The organism is Nonomuraea sp. KM88, assembly GCF_052245635.1.
Lineage (GTDB): Bacteria > Actinomycetota > Actinomycetes > Streptosporangiales > Streptosporangiaceae > Nonomuraea.
Genome location: NZ_JBQQCC010000003.1, coordinates 679320 through 697927, shown reverse-complemented (window position 1 = coordinate 697927; position 18608 = coordinate 679320). Strand labels below are relative to the sequence as shown.

The following is an 18608-nucleotide window of genomic DNA, read 5'->3' as shown; positions in this document are numbered from 1 at the left end:
TCGGCGGAGCGGCCGTCAGGCGGCGGTCCTGCGGCGGAAGAGCAGGGCCGCGACCGGGACGCTGATCACCACCACACCGATCAGCCACGCCGCCGCCACCGCCCCCGACGAGCCCACGGGCCGGTCGAGGAGCAGTGCCCGCAGCGTCTCGATGATCGGTGTGGCCGGCTGGTTGTAGGCGAAGTCGCGCAGCACGCCCGGCATCGTTTCCGCGGGGACGATCCCGTCCGAGACGTACGGCAGGAAGAGCACCGCGAAGCTGAACGCTCCCGCCGCCTGGGTCGACTTGACCAGCAGCCCCCACACGACCGCGAGGGCGGACATCGCCAGGACGTATCCCGCGACCAGCGCCAGCACCAGAGCCCAGCCGGTGAGGGTGGCCTCGGGGCGGAACCCGAGGACGATCGCGGCGAGCAGGGCGATGGCGGACGATGCCACGTTGCGCACGACCGATGCCACGACGTGCCCCGCGGGCACCACCCACCCGCTGATGGGCAGGGTGCGGAAACGGTCGATCATGCCTCCGGTCAGGTCCTCGGAGATGTTCACGGCCGACAGGGCGGCTCCGTACCCGCCTGACATGAGCAGCACGGCGGGGACGACGAAGTCGATGTAGGCCAGGCCGCTGGAGCCGGTGGTGATCGCGCCGCCGAACACGTACACGAAGAGCAGCATGATGATCACGGGCAGCGCCGTGTTCACGATGAGGCCGTCGAGGACGCGCAGTTCGCGGCGCAGGTCGCGGACGACGAGGCGGCGAAGGTCGCCCGCCGAGGTGACGAGGGCGCTCACGCCGCGGCCGCCGTGAGCTCGAAGAACACGTCGTCCAGGGTGGGGGCGCGCAGGGCCACGTGCTCGACGTCGATCCCGGCCCGGTCGAGCAGGTCCAGCGTCCTGTGCAGGTGCCGGGGGCCCTGGACGGCCACGGTGACCTCGCGGGAGTCCTGGCCGAGGTGGGCGTCGGCGAGCGCGGCCCCGGCACGGGGCACGTCATCGGCCCGCGACAGGCGCATCACCAGGCGTTCCGCGCCGACCTGGCGTTTGAGCGCGGTGGGGGAGTCGTCGGCCACGACCCGCCCGCCGTTGATCACCACGACGCGGTCGGCGAGGTGGTCGGCCTCGTCGAGGTACTGGGTGGTCAGCAGGATGGTGGTGCCGGAGGCGAGCAGTTCGCGGATCACCGACCACAGTTCGGCCCGGCTGCGCGGGTCGAGCCCGGTGGTGGGCTCGTCAAGGAAGAGGATCCTGGGGTTGGAGATCATGCTGGCGGCGAGATCGAGGCGGCGGCGCATCCCCCCGGAATAGGTGGAGACCAGACGGCCGGCCGCGGCGGTCAGGTCGAAGCGTTCGAGCAGTTCGCCCGCTCGCCGGCGGGCCTGCCTCCCGCCGAGGTGGTAGAGGCCGGCGAACAACTCGAGGTTCTCCCGGCCGGTCAGCAGCCCGTCGACCGTGGCCTGCTGAGCGGTCAGCCCGATCACGCGGCGTACCGCGGCACCCTCGCGGGTGACGTCGTGGCCGCCCACGGTGACGGTGCCGCCGTCCGGCGCGAGCAGGGTGGTCAGGATGCGCACGGTGGTGGTCTTGCCGGAGCCGTTCGGCCCGAGCAGGGCCAGCAGGGAGCCGGTGGGCACGGTCAGGTCGATCCCCGCGAGCACCGGCCTGCCGCCGAAGGACTTGGTCAGTCCTCTGGCGTGCACAGCTTCTGTGAATGGCGTACTGTGTATGACGTTCATAGTTTTAAGGTAATGCAGAATCCTAGGAGTGAGTCAAGGAGGAACCCGAATGTCGCAGGAGCGGTCGTTGCCGCCCGTGGTGGAGCGGTTGTGGGGGCGCGAGCCGGTCTCGCGCCGAGGCCCGAGGCCGCGGCTCGACCTGGCCACGATCGCCTCGGCCGCCATCGAGATCGCCGACGCCGAAGGCCTGACCGGGGTCTCGATGGCGAGCGTGGCCTCGCGGGCGGGGGTGGCGGCGACGGCGCTCTACCGCTATGTCGGGAGCAAGGAGGACCTTCTCACCGCGATGGCCGACTTCGTCGTGCCGATGCCGCCCGACCCCGCGGGCCGGCCCTGGCGCGACTATCTCGAGCTCTGGACCCGCGCCCAGCGCGACACCCTCCTTGAGCACCCGTGGTTGTTGCCGATCGCGCGGCTCACCCCGCCGCTGGGCCCTCGGCGGCTGCTCTGGCTCGACCGCCTGCTCGCCGCGCTCGACGGCATGGGGCTGGACGGCGGGGAGAAGGTCAACGTGGCCAGTGTCCTGGCGGGCTACGCGCTGACCGACGCGGCGCTCGTGGCCACGTCCGGAGAGCCGCAGGCCGACGGCCCGGGCGTCGAGGGAGCCGAGGACTACGGCGAGGCCCTGGCCGGGCTGCTCGACGCCGGGACCTACCCGGCGCTGTCGGCCGCCGTGCGCGCGGGCGCGCTGCGCGGCGCCGAAGGGTGGGTCGACGACAGCGACTTCCGCTTCGGCCTGGAGCTGCTGCTCGACGGCGTCGAGGCGCTGATCGCGCGGCGCGCGTCAGGGGATGACGTCGGCGGGAAGTAGCTGCTCGGTGAGCAGGCGGCGGACCCGGTCGGGGGTGGTCGCCCAGGGCCGCAGAAGCTCCCATCCATGGAAATATCCCAACAGGTACGGGCTCGTCGGCGACGGCTTGAGCAGCCCCATGGCCAGCGCCACCTCGCTCTCGCTGTACAACGCCCACCGGCCCAGGTACGCGGCCAGCTCCGCCTCGCCTCTCCCTTCCTCCGCCATGAACACGGCGTTGCCCCAGACGCCCCACAACACGTTCTTCGCGTGGTGGATCGCGGCCAGGTCGCTCCCGTCGGGCCGGATGCCGGCCTCGGGAAAGACGTGCTCGTCCAGCCAGGCCCGCGCCTGTTCGCCGGGGAAGACGAGCTCCTCGGCGAGCAGGCCGAGGCCCTCGCTGAGCACGAACGACGGCGACAACATGAACCGTACGCTCTGGCTGTCCCGGTGCTCCTTGAGCAGCGACTCGGCGATGTGCCCGGGATGGCCCTCGTGCGCGATGACGTACAGCAGATCGGCCAGGTTGAACGGGATCGCCTTGTTGACGTGGATGGTGGACTTCAGGCCGCCCTCGTACGCGCCGGCCGCGTGGAACGCCACCCCCTCCACGAGCCGGACCTCCACACTCTCCTCCGGCAGCGGGATGATCGCGCGCGTCCGCGCCCGCGTCTCGGCCACCGCCCTGGCCGCCAGCTCCGGCAGCCGCTCGATCGGCTCCAGCGTGTGGGCCGCCTGCCACGCCCGCATCCGGTCGGCCAGCGACCCGCCGGTCCTCGGGAGCGCCGCGTCCAGCTCCGCGTGCGCCTGCTCGAACACCTCCTCGGGCAGCCGTCGCGGCTCCAGGCCCAGGCACTCGCGCGCGTACTCGGCCAGGGGCAGCCGCTCGCCGTCCAGCCGGCGGGCGACGGCCCGCAGCGCGCGCACCTGTGCGGCCAGGTATGCCGACGGGGCGGACTCCAGCAGCCGATCCGCCTCCCCGGCCAGCTCGCCCGGGGCGGCGGGCGGCTCCGACGCCGCCGTCGCCCTCCACTCCGCCGGACCCGAGTAGATGAGCATGCCGCCGCCCAGCGCCTGGTCGACCCGCAACGCCAGCATCGCGAAGTCGTGCTGCCACCGCTGCTCTGCCATGGATTCTCCTCCTCTGTCCTGGGCGCCCTAAGCTAGCCGTACGGTTTTCCGTACAGTGCACGGAAACGCGCGCGGAAAGGGGAGCGGGAGCGTGCCGGAATCCATCTGGTTCCGCGACGACGACCGGCCGCGCCGGCCACGGCTGACGCGCGAGCGCATCGTCACGGCCGCCGTCGCGCTCCTCGACGCCGAGGGCGTGGCCGGATTCTCGATGCGGGCGCTGGCCGCGCGCCTGCGGGCGGGGACGATGTCGCTCTACGAGTACGTCAGGAGCAAGGAGGACGTCCTCGACCTGGCCCTCGACGAGGTGATCGGCGAGATCGAGCCGGCGGAGGCGGGCCCGTGGCGAGAGCTCCTGGTGCGCCAGCTCGCCCAGAGCAGGCAGGTGATGCGCCGCCACCCCTGGGTGCCCGCGCTCACCGCCACGCGTCCCCTGCTCGGGCCGAACGCGGTGGCCCGCTCCCGCGTGTTCTACTCCGCGCTGGCCGGCGCCGGGCTGAGCGGCGCCACGCTCGTCGCCGCCGTCGGCACGCTCAGCTCGTACGTCAACGGCTTCGTCGCGTCGGAGAACACCTGGTGGGACACCGTACGCACGGCCGGAGCCGACGCCGAGATCCGCGGCAAGGTCACCCGGCATCTCGACGACCACGCCGGCGAGCTCGCCCGGCACGCCCAGGTGGACAACGGCGACTTCGACGCCCAGTTCCTGCTCGGGCTCGACCTCATCCTCGACGGCATCGCGACCCGCCTGCCATCCGGCTGAGGTCGCCGGCTCGGGCCAGGCCCGTCCGCGGTCACCGCTGTTCCGCGACGGCGGCCAGCAGGGAGTCGAGGGCGCGCTGGGACGTCTGGAGCCGTTCGATGGTCTCGGCGAGGCGCCGGCGTTCCCTCCGCAGGCTGCCGGCCATGCCCTGGCAGCCGGACGGCACCATCCGTCCGCCGTCGTCATGCACGCAGTCGAGCAACCGCGCGATCACCGACGTCGGCAGCCCGGCGGCCAGCATCATCCGGATGTGGCGGACGGCGGCGACGTCCGCGTCGCCGTAGTCGCGGTAGCCGTTGGGCAGCCGCACGGGCCTGAGCAGGCCCTGCTCCTCGTAGTAACGCAGCAACCGCCTGCTCACCCCGGTCTCCCGGGCCAGGTCACCGATCCGCATGTGCTCCCTTGCCCTTCACACTTGACCTTCACATCGATGTGACGCCTTACCGTCCCATTGTTCTAGAGCAACAACACGAAGGAGCTGATGATGCCGGGTGCGGTGGTGATCGGGGCAGGACCGGGGATCGGGCGGTCCGTCGCCCGCCGGTTTGCGAAGGAGGGCATGGAGGTCGCCCTCGTCTCGCGGTCAGGGACGACGCTGGACCTGGAGGGTGCGCGCGCCTACCGGGCCGACAGCGCCGACGAGGACGAGTTGCGCGCGGCGCTCGACGCGGCCGCCGCCGAGCTGGGCACGCCGGACGTCGTGGTCTACAACGCGGCCGTCATCCGGCCCGACACGCCCGCCGAGGCGAGCATGCGCTCGCACCTCGACGCCTGGGCGGTCAACGTGGTGGGTGCGCTGATCGCGGCCGCGCACGTCGTACCGGCCATGGCCGGGCGCGGCGGCGGCTCGTTTCTCATCACCGGCGGGATGCCCGAGCCCAAGGCGGCTTACACCAGCCTCTCGCTCGGCAAGGCCGGCGTGCGGACCCTGGTGGACATCCTCGACCAGCAGTGGGGATCGTCGGGCGTGCACGTGGCCGGCGTCACCGTGGCCGGGCCCGTCGCGCCCGGCACGGACTTCGACCCCGACGACATCGCCGAGCACTACTGGCGCCTGCACACCCAGCCGAGGTCCCGCTGGGACCGGGAGGTGCTGCACGGCGGCGCCGGCGGGTGAGCCGGGTACGCGCCGATGGCGGCGTGCGGGGAGCTGATGCCGGTGATGACTCCGGATGATCTGGCCGATGGTCGGCTTCGCGACGGTGGCCGGGGCGGGGCCTTGGCCAGCAGGGCGAGCACCGCGTTGGAGGCCAGGGCGGCCGGGAAGTAGTCCCGCAGCGCCGAACGCAGCCGGAGTATGTGACGGGTGCGTTCCCAGACCAGCGTCTGATGGGCGCGGGCGACGACCCCGGCGGTCACGGACAACGAGCCGAACCCGTAGTCCGGCACGGCGCCCTCGTCAGCTCTCGATGACCTCCAGGTGGAGTTCGTGAAGGTGGTCGAGGTCGGCGATCAGGTTGATCTCGGTGATCCGCCCCGCCGCGATCGTGAAATCGAACGCCACGCGCGGCTGCCCGCCCGCTGACCAAAGGGCTCCGGCGGCCCCGTCGAGCAGCGCCAGTCGCGCGCCTCGGGCACGGCCGCGGAAAGTCTCGGCCACCGCCGAAGCGCCGCGGAGCCGCCCGGAGGCGCCCGTCAGCACGGCCGCACGATCAGCGTGCAGCACCACGTCCGGGTCGAGCAGAGCGAGCAAAGCGCCGAAGTCGCCGGCCCGCGAGGCCGCGAGGAAGGCGCTGACGACCTCCCTCTGCCGCAGCAGGTCGGCACCGGACAGCGGGTCCGCCCCCTGGACCCGCCGCCGGGCCCTGCTGGCGAGCTTCCTGGAGGCGGCCGCGGAACGATCCACGATCGGTGCGATCTCCTCGAACGGCACGGCGAAGACGTCGTGCAGGACGAAGGCCAACCGCTCGGCGGGAGCGAGCTTGTCCAGCACCACCAGCATTGCCAGGCCGACCGAGTCGGACACCAGCGCGGCCTGCTCCGGATCGCTCCCGCCGTCGCCGGGGGAGTCCGGAGCCACCGCCTCCAACGGGTCCTCGCGCAGAGTGGTGCGCGAGCGCAGCATGTTCAGCGACACGCGGGCGACGACCGTGGTCAGCCATCCTCCCAGGTTCTCGACCTCGCTGGTGTCGGAGCGGCTGAGCCGCAGCCACGACTCCTGAACGGCGTCATCGGCCTCGCTCTGTGACCCCAGCAGTTGGTAGGCCACCGCTCGCAGGTGACGGCGATGCTCCTCGAATCGGTCGGCCAGAAACGCGTGGTCATCCATCGGTCACATTCCTTGATCGGGTCGTGTCATATCTATGACCCATCGGCCTTCGCCGATGTGACCGGCACACCAGGGGAGTACGTCATGAACCATGGCATCAAGACCGTCATTCACCCGGTCAAGGATCTCGCCGCCGCCAAGGCCGTTTTCAGCGTACTGCTGGGCGTCGAGCCGTACATGGACGAGCCCTACTACGTCGGTTTCTCCGCAAACGGCCAGAACATCGGCCTGGACCCGCAGGGCCATCAGAAGGGGATGTCCGGGCCCGTCTCCTACTGGCACGTCGACGACATCGAGGCGAGCCTGCGGGCGCTCCTCGACGCCGGGGCGCAGACGTCGCAGGAGGTCAAGGACGTCGGCGGGGGCAAGCTGATCGCTTCGGTGACCGACGCGGACGGCAATGTCATCGGCCTCATCCAGCCGGCCTGAACCGGCGGCATGCATTTTCCGGACAAGTTACTTTGGAGGAAACCATCATGTCCACCCGCATGTGGCCACGACGACTGCTCACGGCCTTCTACTGGTTCGTGGCATTCACGTTCTTCATGGGCTTCGTCACGAAATACTGGCCCGGCCCCACGTTCTTCGGGCCGGCGTACTCGGTGAAGTTCGTCGAGTGGGGCTACCCGTCCTGGTTCAGGTTCGTGGTCGGGGCCATCGAGGGGGTGTGCGCCGTGTTGCTGGTCCTTCCCCGCCGGCGATTCAAGTTCATCGGCGCGACGGCCCTGATCCTAGTCCTCACCGCCGCGACCACGACGCACATCATCGCCGGCAGCGAACTCTACGAACGCGTCGCCGCGCCCACCAACCTGGTGATCATGATCGTCTTCGCCCTGATCAACTGGCCGGATGATTGGCGGGACCTGCTGCGCCGGGAACGACTGCCCAGGGTCTACCAGCGTGCGTGAAACGACCCGCATCCGTGCCGTCATCTACTGGATCGCCACCTCGATCATCGCCGTGGAGTCCGCGGTCGGCGGCGTATGGGACCTTCTGCGGACCGACTACGTCCGCGACGTCCTGGAACAACAACTGGCCTATCCGTGGTACGTCGCCGTCATCCTGGGCGTGTGGAAGATACCCGGTGCGGTGGTGCTGGTGATCCCGCGCTTTCCCCGGCTCAAGGAATGGGTCTACGCCGGCGCGATATTCGTCTACACGGCGGCCGCTGCCTCCCATTTCTTCGTCGGGAACGTCGGCGCGGGCATCGGTCCGCTCGGCTTCGCCACCGTCACGATGATCTCCTGGGCGCTGCGGCCGGCGGCCCGCCGTGACTTCGCGCTGCACCCCACGCCGTTCCTCCGCCTGCCACCGTTCGCTTCGCGGCGCGGCAGGGGTACGACGATCATCTACTGGGCGGCCACACTGGGCTTCACGGGAGCGTTGCTGAGCGGCGGCGTGGCCGACCTGATACACCGGCCGGAGACCGTCGCCGGAATGGCCGTGCTCGGCTATCCAGGCTATTTCCTGTATATCATCGGATTCTGGAAGGTGCTGGCCCCTGCGGCAATTCTCCTGCCGCAATTCACCCGGCTCAAGGAATGGGCCTATGTGGGCGCCTTCTTCAACTTCTCGGGCGCGGTCGTATCACACCTGGTGTCCGGCTCCGAGTGGTACCACGTGGCCTACACCTCGCTTTTCACCTTGTGCACTCTCACATCCTGGGCGCTTCGGCGCCACGAACACGGCGTCATGAAGCCGGCGATCCCGCAGGACGCAACCGTACGAACGCCGAACTGACAGAACTGCTCGCCCGCTTCCAGCATCCCGGGAAAGTGCTCGGTCACCTCGGCAGACTCGACGGACGAGTTACTCGTTCCATTTCACTGAACCTATTTCAGACTCTGCGGCGAGTGTCCTGGTCACAGCATGATCGCGATGCCGTGGTTTGACCGGTAACAGCAAGAAGCTCCTGGTAGACGGGTTGATCACCACAATCCACACCGTCGCCACCAGGAGCTTCAGGTGCTTTTCTATCGTGCCGCCGTCGATTTGTCGCATCAGACCCTGGACTACGTCGCCGGGGTGATCCACCGGCACCGCAAGACGATGAGGTCGCCCTGGCGGCGGCTCAACCCCGGCCGGCAGGCCCTACTGGTGCTGGTCTAACTGCGCAAGGGCGAGACCTACGCCGAACTGGGCGCCGGCTTCGGGGTATCGACGGCAACCGCGTGGCGATACGTGGAGGAGACGGTGGCATTGCTGTCGGCCCGCTCGCCCAAGCTTGGCCAGGCACTGCGCAAGGCCAAGCGGGACGGGCTGCACTACCTGGTGCTGGACGGCACCCTGATCTGCACCGACCGGATCAAAGCCGACCGGCCGTACTTCTCCGGCAAGCACCGCGTGCACGGCATGAACATCCAGGTCATCGCCTCACCAGATGGGACAATCCTGTGGACCTCCGGCGCTCTGCCCGGCAAGGCCCACGATCTGACCGCCGCCCGCATCTGGGGCATCCTGCGCGCGCTGGAACAAGCCGGGATCATCACCCTGGCGGACAAGGCGTACCAGGGAGCCGAGGGCCCGGTGTTCACCCCGTACAAGGGCAGGAAAAAGCCTGACTCCCAGAAGCAGGCCAATCGCGCCCACGCCAAGCTCCGCGGCCCCGGCGAACGCGCAAACGCCCAGCTCAAAAGCTGGAAGACCCTCCGAAAGCTCCGCTGCAGCCCGTCAAAGGCCGGCCACCTCTGCAAGGCCATCGCAGTCCTTCAAAACCATCGCGTCGCTCAAGCCGCGTGAGCCTGAAATAGGTTCACTGATGATCGAGTCGGCTCTGGGGCAATCGAGGTCAGGCGATATGGCCGAGGTTGATTCACATGTCAGCGGGTGAGCTTCCACAACCAGCCGATGGAACGGAGCCCGAGCCGCGCCGCCACCCGCTGCGAGGAGTGGTTGTCCGCACCCGTGCTGTAGAACAGGCGGGTGCCCGGCAGGAGACCGGCCCAGGTGGCGGTGGTCGCCGCGGCGAGGCCACGACCACGGAACGCGGGTGCGGTCCACACCCCGGCCTCGGCGCCGGCCGCTGTCAGGCGCGCGGTGTGGCAGACGGCGGCCACCTGGTCGTCCGCCGCGACCATCGCCCAGGGCGCGCCGTCGCGGCCGTCGAGGAGGTCGTGCCACTCGTCGCGGGCCCAGTTCGCGGGCCGCAGGGGGCGTACGCGCTCGGCGTGGGCCGGGTCGTCCGACCGCAGCACCTCGGCTGCGGGAGCGTCGAAGGGCACCGGTGGCGGCGGGATCAGATAGCACGGCCCGCCGGACACCGTCGCCTCTCCGAGGAGCGCGCGGCACCGCTCCAGCACCTCCGGCGGCTGGCCTGGGGAGGAAGGGAGGCCGCGGGCGACCAGATCGAGCAGCCGGGCGGCGAGCGCGCCGGGCACGTCGGGCCCCACCGCCGCGGTCATGTCGTCGGCCGCCACACCCACCACCAGGTCTTCCGGCCCGGGCAGGCGGCCGCGGTCGTCGAGGCGCCAGATGACACCGATCTCGATGGCCAGCAGGTCGACGTCGGGGGTCACGGTGGGTCCGCCTCCAGGTCGGTGCGACGGCTGCGCACAGCCCGGGGCAATTTACCTGAAAGCCGCCTGCCTTGCCCGCTCGTTTCCGCGCCGGCCGCCGGATCCTTCTGTCTTCACGAGCACGACGACTACAAAGGCGGCCATATCTGTTTCACAGGCAGTGACGTGTCCCTGAAGAAGGACAACTAGCCGACGCTTCCACGTGGCCCGGGTGCGGGATCGACGAGGGTGAACGCGGTCGTCGCGGCCACCCTGCCGTTGACGATCACGTCGAGCTCCCTCCCGCCCGGCGGCTCGTCACGGGTGGTGACCGGGCGGAAAGAATGGCTCTTGCGCAGGGTGAAGACCGCGCCGGACCCGTCGGCCGCCCGCTGGCCGAGGTGGAACACGCGGCGCGAGCCGGGCCGCCGGATCGCGTATTTCAGCAGCATCGGCCCCGGCGCGCCGGCCGTGACCGTGACGGTGAAGGACAGCTTCCCGCCGATGGTCACGGTGTCGGCCTCCAGGGCCAGCGCGTCGACCGCGCCGCTGCCCGGGGTGACGCCCATGAGCGCGAGCGCCTCGGGGTGGCCCGTGCGCAGCAGCCCGCGCGCCGCGTGCCGCAGCACCTTCTCCACGTGGGAGCCGCCGTCGGAACGCCAGCGGGCGAGCAGCTCCAGAGCCACCTGGGGATGGTCCTTGGCCAGGTCGTTGACGTGGTTGGCGACCGAGCGGCGCACGTATTCGCTCGGGTCGTCGCGCAGGCGGTCGAGCAGGGGCAACGTCGGCCCAGGCGTCATCAGCCAGGCCACCCGCCCGGCCCACGGCAGCCGGGGCCGTGAGCCCTCTGAGGCCAGACGGCGCAGGTGCTCGTCGGGGGACTCGGCCCAGGCATGCATGATCCTGAGAGCGTCGTCGCGATAGCGCTCCAGAAAGGGGCGTACGGCGAACTCGCCCGTCGCGTACGGCGTGAGCGCGGCCAGCGTGGCCATCGCGGGCTCCAGATGATCGAGCCCCGCCGCGGCCGTGTGGTCGGTGGCCGGCCAGCCGCTCCACATGTCGAGCCGCACCCGTGACGCGCACGCGCGCACGATCTCGGCGGCCTGGGGATAGGGCAGCGGCAGCGCGTCGTGCAGCGCCGCCGAGACATGCCTGACGCGGTCCTTGAGCTCCAGCCCGCCGAGCCCGGCCAGGGCGCGCTCGGTGAAGCGGGCGCGGGGGAACGGCGCCCAGGCCGCGCTCAGCCCGTCGGCCAGGACCTGCACGGAGGCGGAGTTGATCATGTCTTTCAGGGGTTGAGCCACGGCGATACTGTGCCAGCTGCCACCGACAGTTCTCACCCCCCTGGAGAAGCCGCGGGCGGCGCCGCGCCGGCGACCTATGCGCCGTTCGGCGTCTGCGGCGACAGGCCGCGGTAGTACGCCTGCATGGCGGGGTGGTAATCGTGGAAATCAGGTGTGGGGGAGCCGTCGCGGGAGGCCACCAGCATGTCGAGGTAGTACTCCCAGCCGGGTCCGACGTCGCCGGCCAGGTCCGTGCCGTCCAGGTGCTGGACGAAGCGCAACTCCGTCATGCCGGCGGTCTCCGACAGCAGCAGGTCGATCCGCCAGGCCCCGTGCGCGTCGAGCGCCGACACGGTCAGCCGGTGCGGCGGCTCGCAGGCCTCGATGCGCAGGTCGTACCAGGGCTCATGCTCCTCGTGCACCATCCGCACCTTGATCGTGCGGCCGGGCGCGGCCTCGCCCTCCCAGGGCCCGAACCAGCGGGCCGTGCGCTCGGACTCGGTGATGCTCGCCCACACGTCCTCGGCGGGTGCGCGGAACGTCCGGGTGAGGACGAGATCGTTTCCTGAGGCCGTGCCGAACAGCCTGCCGGTGGGGATCGGGCTCATGCGGTGTTCTCCTCGCTGCTGGTGCTGGTGGTGGTGCGGCGCTCGCGGCGCGTTCGGTGCACCTCCGTCTCCAGCGCGTCGAAGCGGTGCTCCCACCCGGAGGGCCGGGCGAACTGGGAGAGCCAGGCGAGCAGCTCGCCGAGCCTGCCGGGGTCGAGCGCGTAGAGGCGCTGCCTTCCGACCAGCTCGTCGCGCACCAGGCCGCTCTCTCTGAGCACGCGCAGGTGACGGCTCACGGCCGGCCTGCTGATCGCGAACTGCCCGGCGATCTGACCGGCGATCTGACCGGCGGACAGCCGCCCGTCGCGCAGCATCACCAGGATCCGCCGCCGCACGGGGTCGGCGATCGCTCCCGCCACTTCGTCCACCCAGAAAGCGTAACCTACTGGTTACGTGTTCGGCCAGAGTTGGGGTGCCACGTCGGGGCAACCTCCCGTGGGCCCAGATACATGAAGAACCTTCTTCGCAGCGGCCACGGATGGCGGAGGTACGCAGCATGAGCAAGCCGCAGGGCGCCGTAGACCTCTCCGCATCGATCGACCACGGCGGCGCGGGCTCTCCCGGTGTCACCGATGCGCCGGATCGGGCCTTCCGCTCCCATCCGACCCTCCAGCCGGCCGTCCGCCAGCTCCAGGTGCTGCGCGACACCTACCCGGGGTGGCGGATCTGGCGCGAGCGCACCTCCACGGCCGTGGTGTGGCACGCCGAGTTACGGCGGCAGGTCAGCGCGGGCATGCGCGGTGCCGGGGTGGCCGAGCGGATCCAGCGCGGTGGAGCCCTGGAGCTCGCGTCCGCGCTGGCCCACCAGGCGTCGCTGGTGCACAACTCCCGGGCCTGGGCCCGGCCGTCATGAGCCGGGGTGGGGGATCAGCTCGTGGTCTCGCGCCACCTGTTGGTGATCGGCAGGCGGCGGTCCCGGCCGAAGTTCTTGGGAGTGATCTTGGGGCCCGGCGGATACTGCCTGCGCTTGTACTCGGCCACGTCCACCAGCCTGATCACCCGCGTCACGAGCTCGGGATCGTGGCCGGCCGCGATGAGCTCCCGCGAGCCCATGTCCTTCTCCACGTAGTCGTCCAGCAGCCGGTCCAGCACCTCGTACGGGGGCAGCGAGTCGGTGTCGCGCTGCCCTGGCCGCAGCTCGGCGCTCGGCTCCTTGGTGATCGAGTTCTCCGGGATCGGCCGCTCGGCCTGCAGCAGGAAGGAGGGGTCGGAGTGGGTGTTGCGCCACTTCGACAACTCCCAGACCATCGTCTTCGGCACGTCCTTGATCGGCGCGAAGCCGCCCGCGGAGTCGCCGTACAGCGTGGAGTAGCCGGTCGCGAGCTCGCTCTTGTTGCCCGTCGTCAGCACCAGGTGGCCGTGCTCGTTGGACAGGCCCATGAGGATCATGCCCCGCACCCTGGCCTGGATGTTCTCGGCGGCCAGGCCGGACAGGTGGATCTCCTTCTCGTACGCGTCGACGATCTCGGCGATCGGCACGACCTGCGACTGCACCCCCTGCCTGCGCACCAGCTCTTCCGCGTCGCGCAGCGAGTGGTCGGAGGAGTAGCGGGACGGCATGGGCACCACATGGACCCGCGAGGGCCCGATGGCGTCCGCGGCGATCGTGGCCGTCAGCGCCGAGTCGATGCCCCCAGACAGGGCCAGGATGACCGACTCGAAGCCGTTCTTGGCCACGTAGTCGCGGACGGCCAGCACCAGCGCGGAGTAGACCTCGGCGTGCGGGTCCAGCCGCTCGGCGATGGGGGCGGGCACCGGGGGATAGGGGGCGACCGGGTCGGCCGACACCACCAGGCGCTCGACCGTGATCGTGGTGCCGTCGCCCGCGTCGTACGGGAACGTCCCCGTCCGCGCCTGCGAGGGCGGCAGGTCGAGATCCACGACCAGCAGCTCCTCCTTGAACTGCCCGGCCCGCGCCAGGAGCTCTCCCGAGCCGTCCACCACGATCGAGTCGCCGTCGAAGACCAGCTCGTCCTGCCCGCCGACCTGGTTGACGTAGACGAGCGCGCAGCCTGCCTCGCGCGCCCTGCGCGCGCACAGCTCCAGGCGGACGTCGTCCTTCTCCTTCTCGTACGGCGAGGCGTTCGGGACGACGAGCAGCCCGGCTCCCGCCTGCCCGACGACGGACACAGGACCGCCGTCCTGCCAGAGGTCCTCGCACACCGCGATGGCCACGTCGACCCCGTGCAGGCGGAAGACGGGCAGGCGGTCGCCGCGCACGAAGTAGCGGTACTCGTCGAACACCCCGTAGTTGGGCAGGTGGTGCTTGGCCGTACGGGTGACCACCTCGCCCTTGAACAGCAGCGCGGCGGCGTCGAGCGGCGCGCCCTTCGGCTGGCCGGTCCTGGGAGCGCGGGCGGCGCGGTCGACGTAGCCGACCACCACGGGCAGCTCGCCGAGCCCCTCCCGGTCCAGCCTGCGCGCCACCTCTTCCAGGGCCCTGATGCTGGCGTCCACGAACGACGTACGCAGCACGAGGTCCTCGACGGGATAGCCGGTGAGGAACATTTCGGTGAAGACGACCAGGTGGGCACCGCGTTCGGCGGCGTCGCGGGTCCACACGATCAGCCGGTCCGCGTTGGCCGCCAGATCGCCGACGGTCGGGTTGGTCTGTGCCAGGGCAATCCGCAGTTGAGCCACGCGCTCAGCCTAATACGTCACGCTTTTTATCGTCCAAGCGACGAAAAGTGATATATGTCGCTCAGCGGCGCCGGATCGCGGGTCCGAGCGCCAGCATGCCGAGCGCCGACACCGCGCCGACCCCGCCGACCGTGAACCACAACGCCTTCGAGCCCAGCTCCAGCAGCGGGCCGCCGATCAGCGGCGCCAGCACGGCGGCCATCGACCACGCGAAGCCGAACAACCCCGCGTACCGACCGCGCAGGTGCGCGGGCGCGAGCGCGGCCACGACGGCGCCGGGGACGCCGGCCGTGATGATCTCCCCCGTCGTCCACACCGCGATCGTCACGACCAGCCCGAGGGTGCTGGTGACGAACGCCGTCATCGCGAACCCCAGACCCATCACGGCCAGCCCCGTCGCGAGCGTGCGGGAGGCGTCCCTGCGCCCGAGCCAGCCCGACACGAGCGGCTGCACGAGCACGATGAGCACCCCGTTGAGCGCCATGGCCAGCCCGAACTGCCCCGGCGACAACTTCACGACCTCCGTCATCGCCACCGGCAGCATGGTCATCGTCTGCCCGTAGACCAGCGCGTTGCCCAGTACGACCAGCGTGAACCCCACCATCACCCGGTCGCGCAGCACCACGCCGAAGCCGCCGGCCGACCCCCTCGCCTCCGGCCTGGTCTCCGGGACCGCCCGCCACACCAGCGCGGCGAAGACCAGGCAGGAGACCGCGTCGATCCAGAACAGCCAGACGAACCCGAGCTCCGCCAGCCGGCCGCCGCTCGTCATGCCGATCGCGTAGCCGAGGTTGATCCCCCAGAACAGCAGCCCGTACGCCCGGGGCCGTTCAGCGGGGGAGACCAGGTCGGCGACCAGGGCGGTCGAGGCCGGCCTGTAGACGTCGATCACCAGGCCGAGCGCGAACATGGAGACCAGGATCGCCGGCAGCGTGGAGCTGTAGCCGAGCGCCAGCATGCTCACGGCGGTGGCCACCATGCCGCCCGACAGCGTGGCCCGGCGCCCGATCCGGTCCGTGAGGATCCCGGCGAGCAGTTGCGACAGCAGCGAGCCCGCGCCGTAGACGCCCATCACGAGGCCCGCCGCGGCCAGCGACAGGCCACGGCTCTGCGTCAGGTAGACGCCGGTGAAGGGGACGACCATGGTGCCCAGGCGGTTCACCAGGGTGCCGCCCCACAGGGCCCAGAACGGGCGGGGCAACCCGCCCACCATGGACTGGAGGAAGGACGGCTTCCGCTGCGGGTCTGACGGCTTCTCGGCGGTGGTGTGTGACACGCAGGAATCGTGATATTTGGTTCTTCAGGGTGCGAACGATTTAGGGGAGACTAAAAGCATGTCGCTTACCTGGGCGCTCACCCCGGAGGACGTCGCCCGCATCCGGTTCGCGTTCTCGCCCATGTGGGAGCTCGTCGCGAGCCTGCGCACCCTCCAGAGGCCCGCCCGGCAGTCACTCCACCTGCAGTGGATCAAGGCCGTCCGGCCACGGCTCGCCGGGCTCGACCTCAGCGAGCTGTTCGCCCTCGTCCCGCCGGCCGGCTACGTGGCCGACTTCATCACCCCGCCGCCCGACACGCCGATGCCCGACTTCACCGCCGAGCTCGACCGGGTCAGGCGTACGCCGCCCGAGACGGCCCGGCGGGAGGCCCTGCGGGTCGAGGGGACCGACCGGGCGGTGATCGAGCGGTTCACGGCCGACCCCGAGGCGGGCGTGGCCAGGGTCGCGCGGGCGCTGGAGGCGTACTGGGAGACGTGTTTCGCGGAGTTCTGGCCGCGCGTGTACGGGCTGCTGGAACGCGACGTGCTGCGCCGCTCCCGCCTGCTGGCCGAGGGCGGCGCGCGCCAGTTGTTCGCCACGCTCGACCCCGCCGTCACCTGGACGGGCGAGAAGCTGCTCATCGACCGGCCGTGGTGCGCCGACGAAGCGGTGCGCGGTGACGGCCTGGTGCTGGTGCCCAGCGCGTTCTGGTGGCCGTCGGTGGGGGTGATCGCGCCGCCGTACCAGCCGATGCTCGTCTATACCGTGCTCGGCGTGGGCACGCTGTGGGAGCAGGGGCCGCCGCCCGCGCCCGGCGCGCTGGCCGCACTGATCGGCAGGAGCAGGGCGCAGATCCTCCTCGCGCTCGCCGAGCCCGCCACCACCTCGGCCCTGGCCGCCCGGATGTCGCTCACCCCGGGCGCCGTCAGCCAGCACCTCGGCGTGCTCAGCGGCGGCGGGCTCGCGGTGGGGATGCGGGTCGGCAAGCAGGTCGTCTACCGCCGCACCCCCACGGGCGACATGCTCGCGTGCGGCGCCGCCTAGCGCCCAGGCGCCGCGGCCGTGACCGTGCGGTCAGGCGTAACGCTGGGACTCCAGGAGCCAGTCGAGGTGGGCGCGCGGCGCCGCCAGGTAGGCGCAGGCGACCTTGCTGACGTCCCTGGCCGCCTTCGGCGCGAGATCCGCGAGGGGCAGCCGCCTGGCCGCCTCCTGCATGTCCTGGCACCGATCGGCGATCCGGTCCAGCACCCACGCGGTCGCCTCCCGCTCGCCCAGCCCGAGCTGGCGCATCGCGAGCACGACGAAGTTGTGCACGTCGCCGCGCTCCTTCGGCCGGGAGGCGACGTCGTTGCACCACGCGGTGACGTCGCTGCAGGCGTCCACCAGCCGGCGCCAGGGCTCGCCGTCGTGGACCCAGCCCGGCACCTCCACCCGCAGGCACGGCTCCACCAGGTCGTACAGGTAGGGCCCCACCGTGCCCCTGCGGAGCTCGGGATATTCCTCCAGCGTCGGCATCCGGCCGGCCGCCCTGTTGTCGGCCTCCGTGCGGCACGCGTCGTGCTGGCGCTGCAGCCCCACCGCGAACCTCGACCGCCACCGGTCGCTCATCCGCGCGCTCGTCACCCGCCACAGATCGGCGAAGGCCGCCTCCAGCGGATGGCCGGCCGCGCCCCTGAGCATGCCGTCGAAGATGTCCAGCCGGCACGACCCCTCGTCCAGCTCGTCGTCCAGGTGGAACAGCCACGTCAGCCACTGCGCGAACAACGCCGCCGCGGCCGCGTCGAACTCCGCGAAGGCCCGGCTCGCCATCCGGTGGAAACCGACGCCGGGGTCGGCGCGCAGGCCGGTGCGCCTGGCCCAGTCGATGACCGCGGCCTCGATCGCGTACACGGCCGGGTGCATCCGGCACGGCGCCGCCATCGCGGGCACCCGCTCGGTGAGCGGCAGCAGCGCCACGGCGGCCGAGTGGCCCCTGCGCGGCAGGGGCAGCATGGACGTCAGCGCGGAACGCAGCGCGGTGCGCACCGTGGCGAACACGGTGGTGCTCGCGGTGGTGTTCACACTCGTCCTCACGGTCGTCTTCAGCGGAGTCTTCACAGCGGTCCGAAGAGCCAGTTGCCCGCGGCGTTGGGGTCTCCGCTCGTGTAGTAGTCGCAAGCGGCCCGGACCAGCCCGTCCACGGTGAGCGTGCCCCTGCCCTCCCTGTCGAGCCGGTCGAACGCCTCGTCCACGTCGTCGTAGGCCACGCCGAACGCGCACAGCAGCGTACGGAACTCGGCGGGGCCGATCTCTCCGTCGCCGTCGGCGTCGCACAACTCCGCCACCGCCACCGTCGCCGGCCTGAACACCGGGTCGTAGCGGTCGCCGGTGACGAACGCCGCCGTCATCCCCTTGCGGAAATCCTCCCGCGCGATGCCGGAGTCGCCGTCGCGCTCGAGCGCCAGCGACAAGGTGGACCAGATGCCGTCGAAGCTGCCGACGAGGCTCGCCCCGGTGACCGAGGTGGGGGACTCCCCGAAGCCCACCAGAATGCGGGCGCCCAGACCCAGCAGGTCCTCACGCTCGACGACGCCGTTGCCGCTCGCGTCGATGTGGTCGAACGCTCGATCGAGCTTGTGATTGAGCAGGTCGATAGCCACCA

At 70.9% G+C, this 18608-nt stretch carries 22 protein-coding genes and 1 pseudogene; 9 read left to right on the top strand and 14 right to left on the bottom strand.

Features of this window, described 5'->3' with window-relative positions; genetic code table 11:
• Positions 1 to 15: 15 nt before the first annotated feature.
• Positions 16 to 792 (bottom strand): ABC transporter permease, encoded by a 777-nt coding sequence (locus tag ACTWPV_RS12880; RefSeq protein ID WP_443151914.1) that lies wholly within the window; start codon positions 790 to 792, stop codon positions 16 to 18.
• Positions 789 to 1697, bottom strand: coding sequence for an ATP-binding cassette domain-containing protein (locus ACTWPV_RS12875; RefSeq protein WP_443151913.1), 909 nt, complete (start codon positions 1695 to 1697; stop codon positions 789 to 791). The genes ACTWPV_RS12880 and ACTWPV_RS12875 overlap by 4 nt, the downstream gene beginning before the upstream one ends.
• Positions 1698 to 1782: 85 nt before the next feature.
• On the opposite strand from ACTWPV_RS12875, the gene ACTWPV_RS12870 reads away from it, so the two are divergent.
• Complete coding sequence (locus ACTWPV_RS12870) at positions 1783 to 2544, top strand: TetR/AcrR family transcriptional regulator (RefSeq protein ID WP_443151912.1); 762 nt, start codon at positions 1783 to 1785, stop codon at positions 2542 to 2544.
• Here ACTWPV_RS12870 and ACTWPV_RS12865 read toward each other — a convergent pair.
• On the bottom strand, positions 2518 to 3654 hold the full coding sequence (locus tag ACTWPV_RS12865) for a hypothetical protein (protein ID WP_443151911.1): 1137 nt from the start codon (positions 3652 to 3654) through the stop codon (positions 2518 to 2520). The genes ACTWPV_RS12870 and ACTWPV_RS12865 overlap by 27 nt on opposite strands.
• Before the next feature lie 91 nt (positions 3655 to 3745).
• On the opposite strand from ACTWPV_RS12865, the gene ACTWPV_RS12860 reads away from it, so the two are divergent.
• A complete protein-coding gene (locus ACTWPV_RS12860; RefSeq protein ID WP_443151910.1) occupies positions 3746 to 4417 on the top strand; it encodes a TetR/AcrR family transcriptional regulator in 672 nt (223 codons plus the stop codon).
• 31 nt (positions 4418 to 4448) lie between these two features.
• Here ACTWPV_RS12860 and ACTWPV_RS12855 read toward each other — a convergent pair whose 3' ends face one another.
• Positions 4449 to 4811, bottom strand: a complete 363-nt coding sequence (locus ACTWPV_RS12855) for a MerR family transcriptional regulator (protein ID WP_347642543.1) — start codon at positions 4809 to 4811, stop codon at positions 4449 to 4451.
• Positions 4812 to 4898: 87 nt separating this feature from the next.
• Here ACTWPV_RS12855 and ACTWPV_RS12850 point away from each other — a divergent pair, with 87 nt between their 5' ends.
• A complete protein-coding gene (locus tag ACTWPV_RS12850; RefSeq protein WP_443151909.1) occupies positions 4899 to 5534 on the top strand; it encodes an SDR family NAD(P)-dependent oxidoreductase in 636 nt (211 codons plus the stop codon).
• On the opposite strand, the gene ACTWPV_RS12845 is transcribed toward ACTWPV_RS12850, so the two are convergent.
• Positions 5462 to 5806 carry a hypothetical protein gene (locus ACTWPV_RS12845; RefSeq protein WP_443151908.1) on the bottom strand — a complete coding sequence of 115 codons (345 nt, stop codon included), beginning with the start codon at positions 5804 to 5806 and terminating at the stop codon, positions 5462 to 5464. The two genes, ACTWPV_RS12850 and ACTWPV_RS12845, sit on opposite strands and share 73 nt — an antisense overlap.
• 10 nt (positions 5807 to 5816) lie before the next feature.
• A complete protein-coding gene (locus tag ACTWPV_RS12840; protein WP_443151907.1) occupies positions 5817 to 6686 on the bottom strand; it encodes a sigma-70 family RNA polymerase sigma factor in 870 nt (289 codons plus the stop codon).
• On the opposite strand from ACTWPV_RS12840, the gene ACTWPV_RS12835 reads away from it, so the two are divergent.
• The 4 genes and pseudogenes from ACTWPV_RS12835 (at position 6645) to ACTWPV_RS12820 (ending at position 9425) form a co-directional block, all read left to right on the top strand.
• Positions 6645 to 7115 carry a VOC family protein gene (locus tag ACTWPV_RS12835; protein ID WP_443151906.1) on the top strand — a complete coding sequence of 157 codons (471 nt, stop codon included), beginning with the start codon at positions 6645 to 6647 and terminating at the stop codon, positions 7113 to 7115. The genes ACTWPV_RS12840 and ACTWPV_RS12835 overlap by 42 nt on opposite strands.
• A gap of 47 nt (positions 7116 to 7162) precedes the next feature.
• Positions 7163 to 7594, top strand: a complete 432-nt coding sequence (locus ACTWPV_RS12830; RefSeq protein ID WP_443151905.1) for a DoxX family protein — start codon at positions 7163 to 7165, stop codon at positions 7592 to 7594.
• Complete coding sequence (locus ACTWPV_RS12825) at positions 7587 to 8426, top strand: DoxX family protein (RefSeq protein ID WP_443151904.1); 840 nt, start codon at positions 7587 to 7589, stop codon at positions 8424 to 8426. Before ACTWPV_RS12830 ends, ACTWPV_RS12825 begins: the two co-directional genes overlap by 8 nt.
• Before the next feature lie 225 nt (positions 8427 to 8651).
• A pseudogene (locus ACTWPV_RS12820) lies at positions 8652 to 9425 on the top strand (transposase family protein).
• 80 nt (positions 9426 to 9505) lie between these two features.
• Here the strand turns inward: ACTWPV_RS12820 and ACTWPV_RS12815 are convergent.
• The 4 genes from ACTWPV_RS12815 to ACTWPV_RS12800 all read right to left on the bottom strand — a co-directional run bounded on the left by ACTWPV_RS12815 (position 9506) and on the right by ACTWPV_RS12800 (position 12439).
• Positions 9506 to 10201 carry a GNAT family N-acetyltransferase gene (locus ACTWPV_RS12815; RefSeq protein ID WP_443151903.1) on the bottom strand — a complete coding sequence of 232 codons (696 nt, stop codon included), beginning with the start codon at positions 10199 to 10201 and terminating at the stop codon, positions 9506 to 9508.
• Positions 10202 to 10386: 185 nt separating this feature from the next.
• Complete coding sequence (locus ACTWPV_RS12810) at positions 10387 to 11484, bottom strand: hypothetical protein (RefSeq protein WP_443151902.1); 1098 nt, start codon at positions 11482 to 11484, stop codon at positions 10387 to 10389.
• Between the two features lie 74 nt (positions 11485 to 11558).
• Positions 11559 to 12071, bottom strand: coding sequence for an SRPBCC family protein (locus tag ACTWPV_RS12805; RefSeq protein WP_443151901.1), 513 nt, complete (start codon positions 12069 to 12071; stop codon positions 11559 to 11561).
• Entirely contained in the window at positions 12068 to 12439 is a 372-nt protein-coding gene (locus ACTWPV_RS12800; RefSeq protein WP_443151900.1) for a metalloregulator ArsR/SmtB family transcription factor, read from the bottom strand. The genes ACTWPV_RS12805 and ACTWPV_RS12800 overlap by 4 nt, the downstream gene beginning before the upstream one ends.
• Positions 12440 to 12567: 128 nt before the next feature.
• Between ACTWPV_RS12800 and ACTWPV_RS12795 the strand changes: the two genes are divergently transcribed.
• Positions 12568 to 12924, top strand: a complete 357-nt coding sequence (locus ACTWPV_RS12795; protein ID WP_443151899.1) for a hypothetical protein — start codon at positions 12568 to 12570, stop codon at positions 12922 to 12924.
• Between the two features lie 14 nt (positions 12925 to 12938).
• Here ACTWPV_RS12795 and ACTWPV_RS12790 read toward each other — a convergent pair whose 3' ends face one another.
• On the bottom strand, positions 12939 to 14711 hold the full coding sequence (locus ACTWPV_RS12790) for an NAD+ synthase (protein WP_443151898.1): 1773 nt from the start codon (positions 14709 to 14711) through the stop codon (positions 12939 to 12941).
• Positions 14712 to 14772: 61 nt separating this feature from the next.
• Positions 14773 to 15987 (bottom strand): MDR family MFS transporter, encoded by a 1215-nt coding sequence (locus tag ACTWPV_RS12785; protein WP_443151897.1) that lies wholly within the window; start codon positions 15985 to 15987, stop codon positions 14773 to 14775.
• A gap of 58 nt (positions 15988 to 16045) precedes the next feature.
• Here ACTWPV_RS12785 and ACTWPV_RS12780 point away from each other — a divergent pair, with 58 nt between their 5' ends.
• Positions 16046 to 17011 (top strand): DUF5937 family protein, encoded by a 966-nt coding sequence (locus ACTWPV_RS12780; protein ID WP_443151896.1) that lies wholly within the window; start codon positions 16046 to 16048, stop codon positions 17009 to 17011.
• 30 nt (positions 17012 to 17041) lie between these two features.
• Here ACTWPV_RS12780 and ACTWPV_RS12775 read toward each other — a convergent pair whose 3' ends face one another.
• Both ACTWPV_RS12775 and ACTWPV_RS12770 read right to left on the bottom strand, forming a co-directional pair.
• Positions 17042 to 18028 (bottom strand): terpene synthase family protein, encoded by a 987-nt coding sequence (locus ACTWPV_RS12775; protein ID WP_443151895.1) that lies wholly within the window; start codon positions 18026 to 18028, stop codon positions 17042 to 17044.
• Positions 18029 to 18060: 32 nt separating this feature from the next.
• Positions 18061 to 18606, bottom strand: coding sequence for an EF-hand domain-containing protein (locus tag ACTWPV_RS12770; protein ID WP_347642554.1), 546 nt, complete (start codon positions 18604 to 18606; stop codon positions 18061 to 18063).
• Positions 18607 to 18608: the final 2 nt, after the last annotated feature.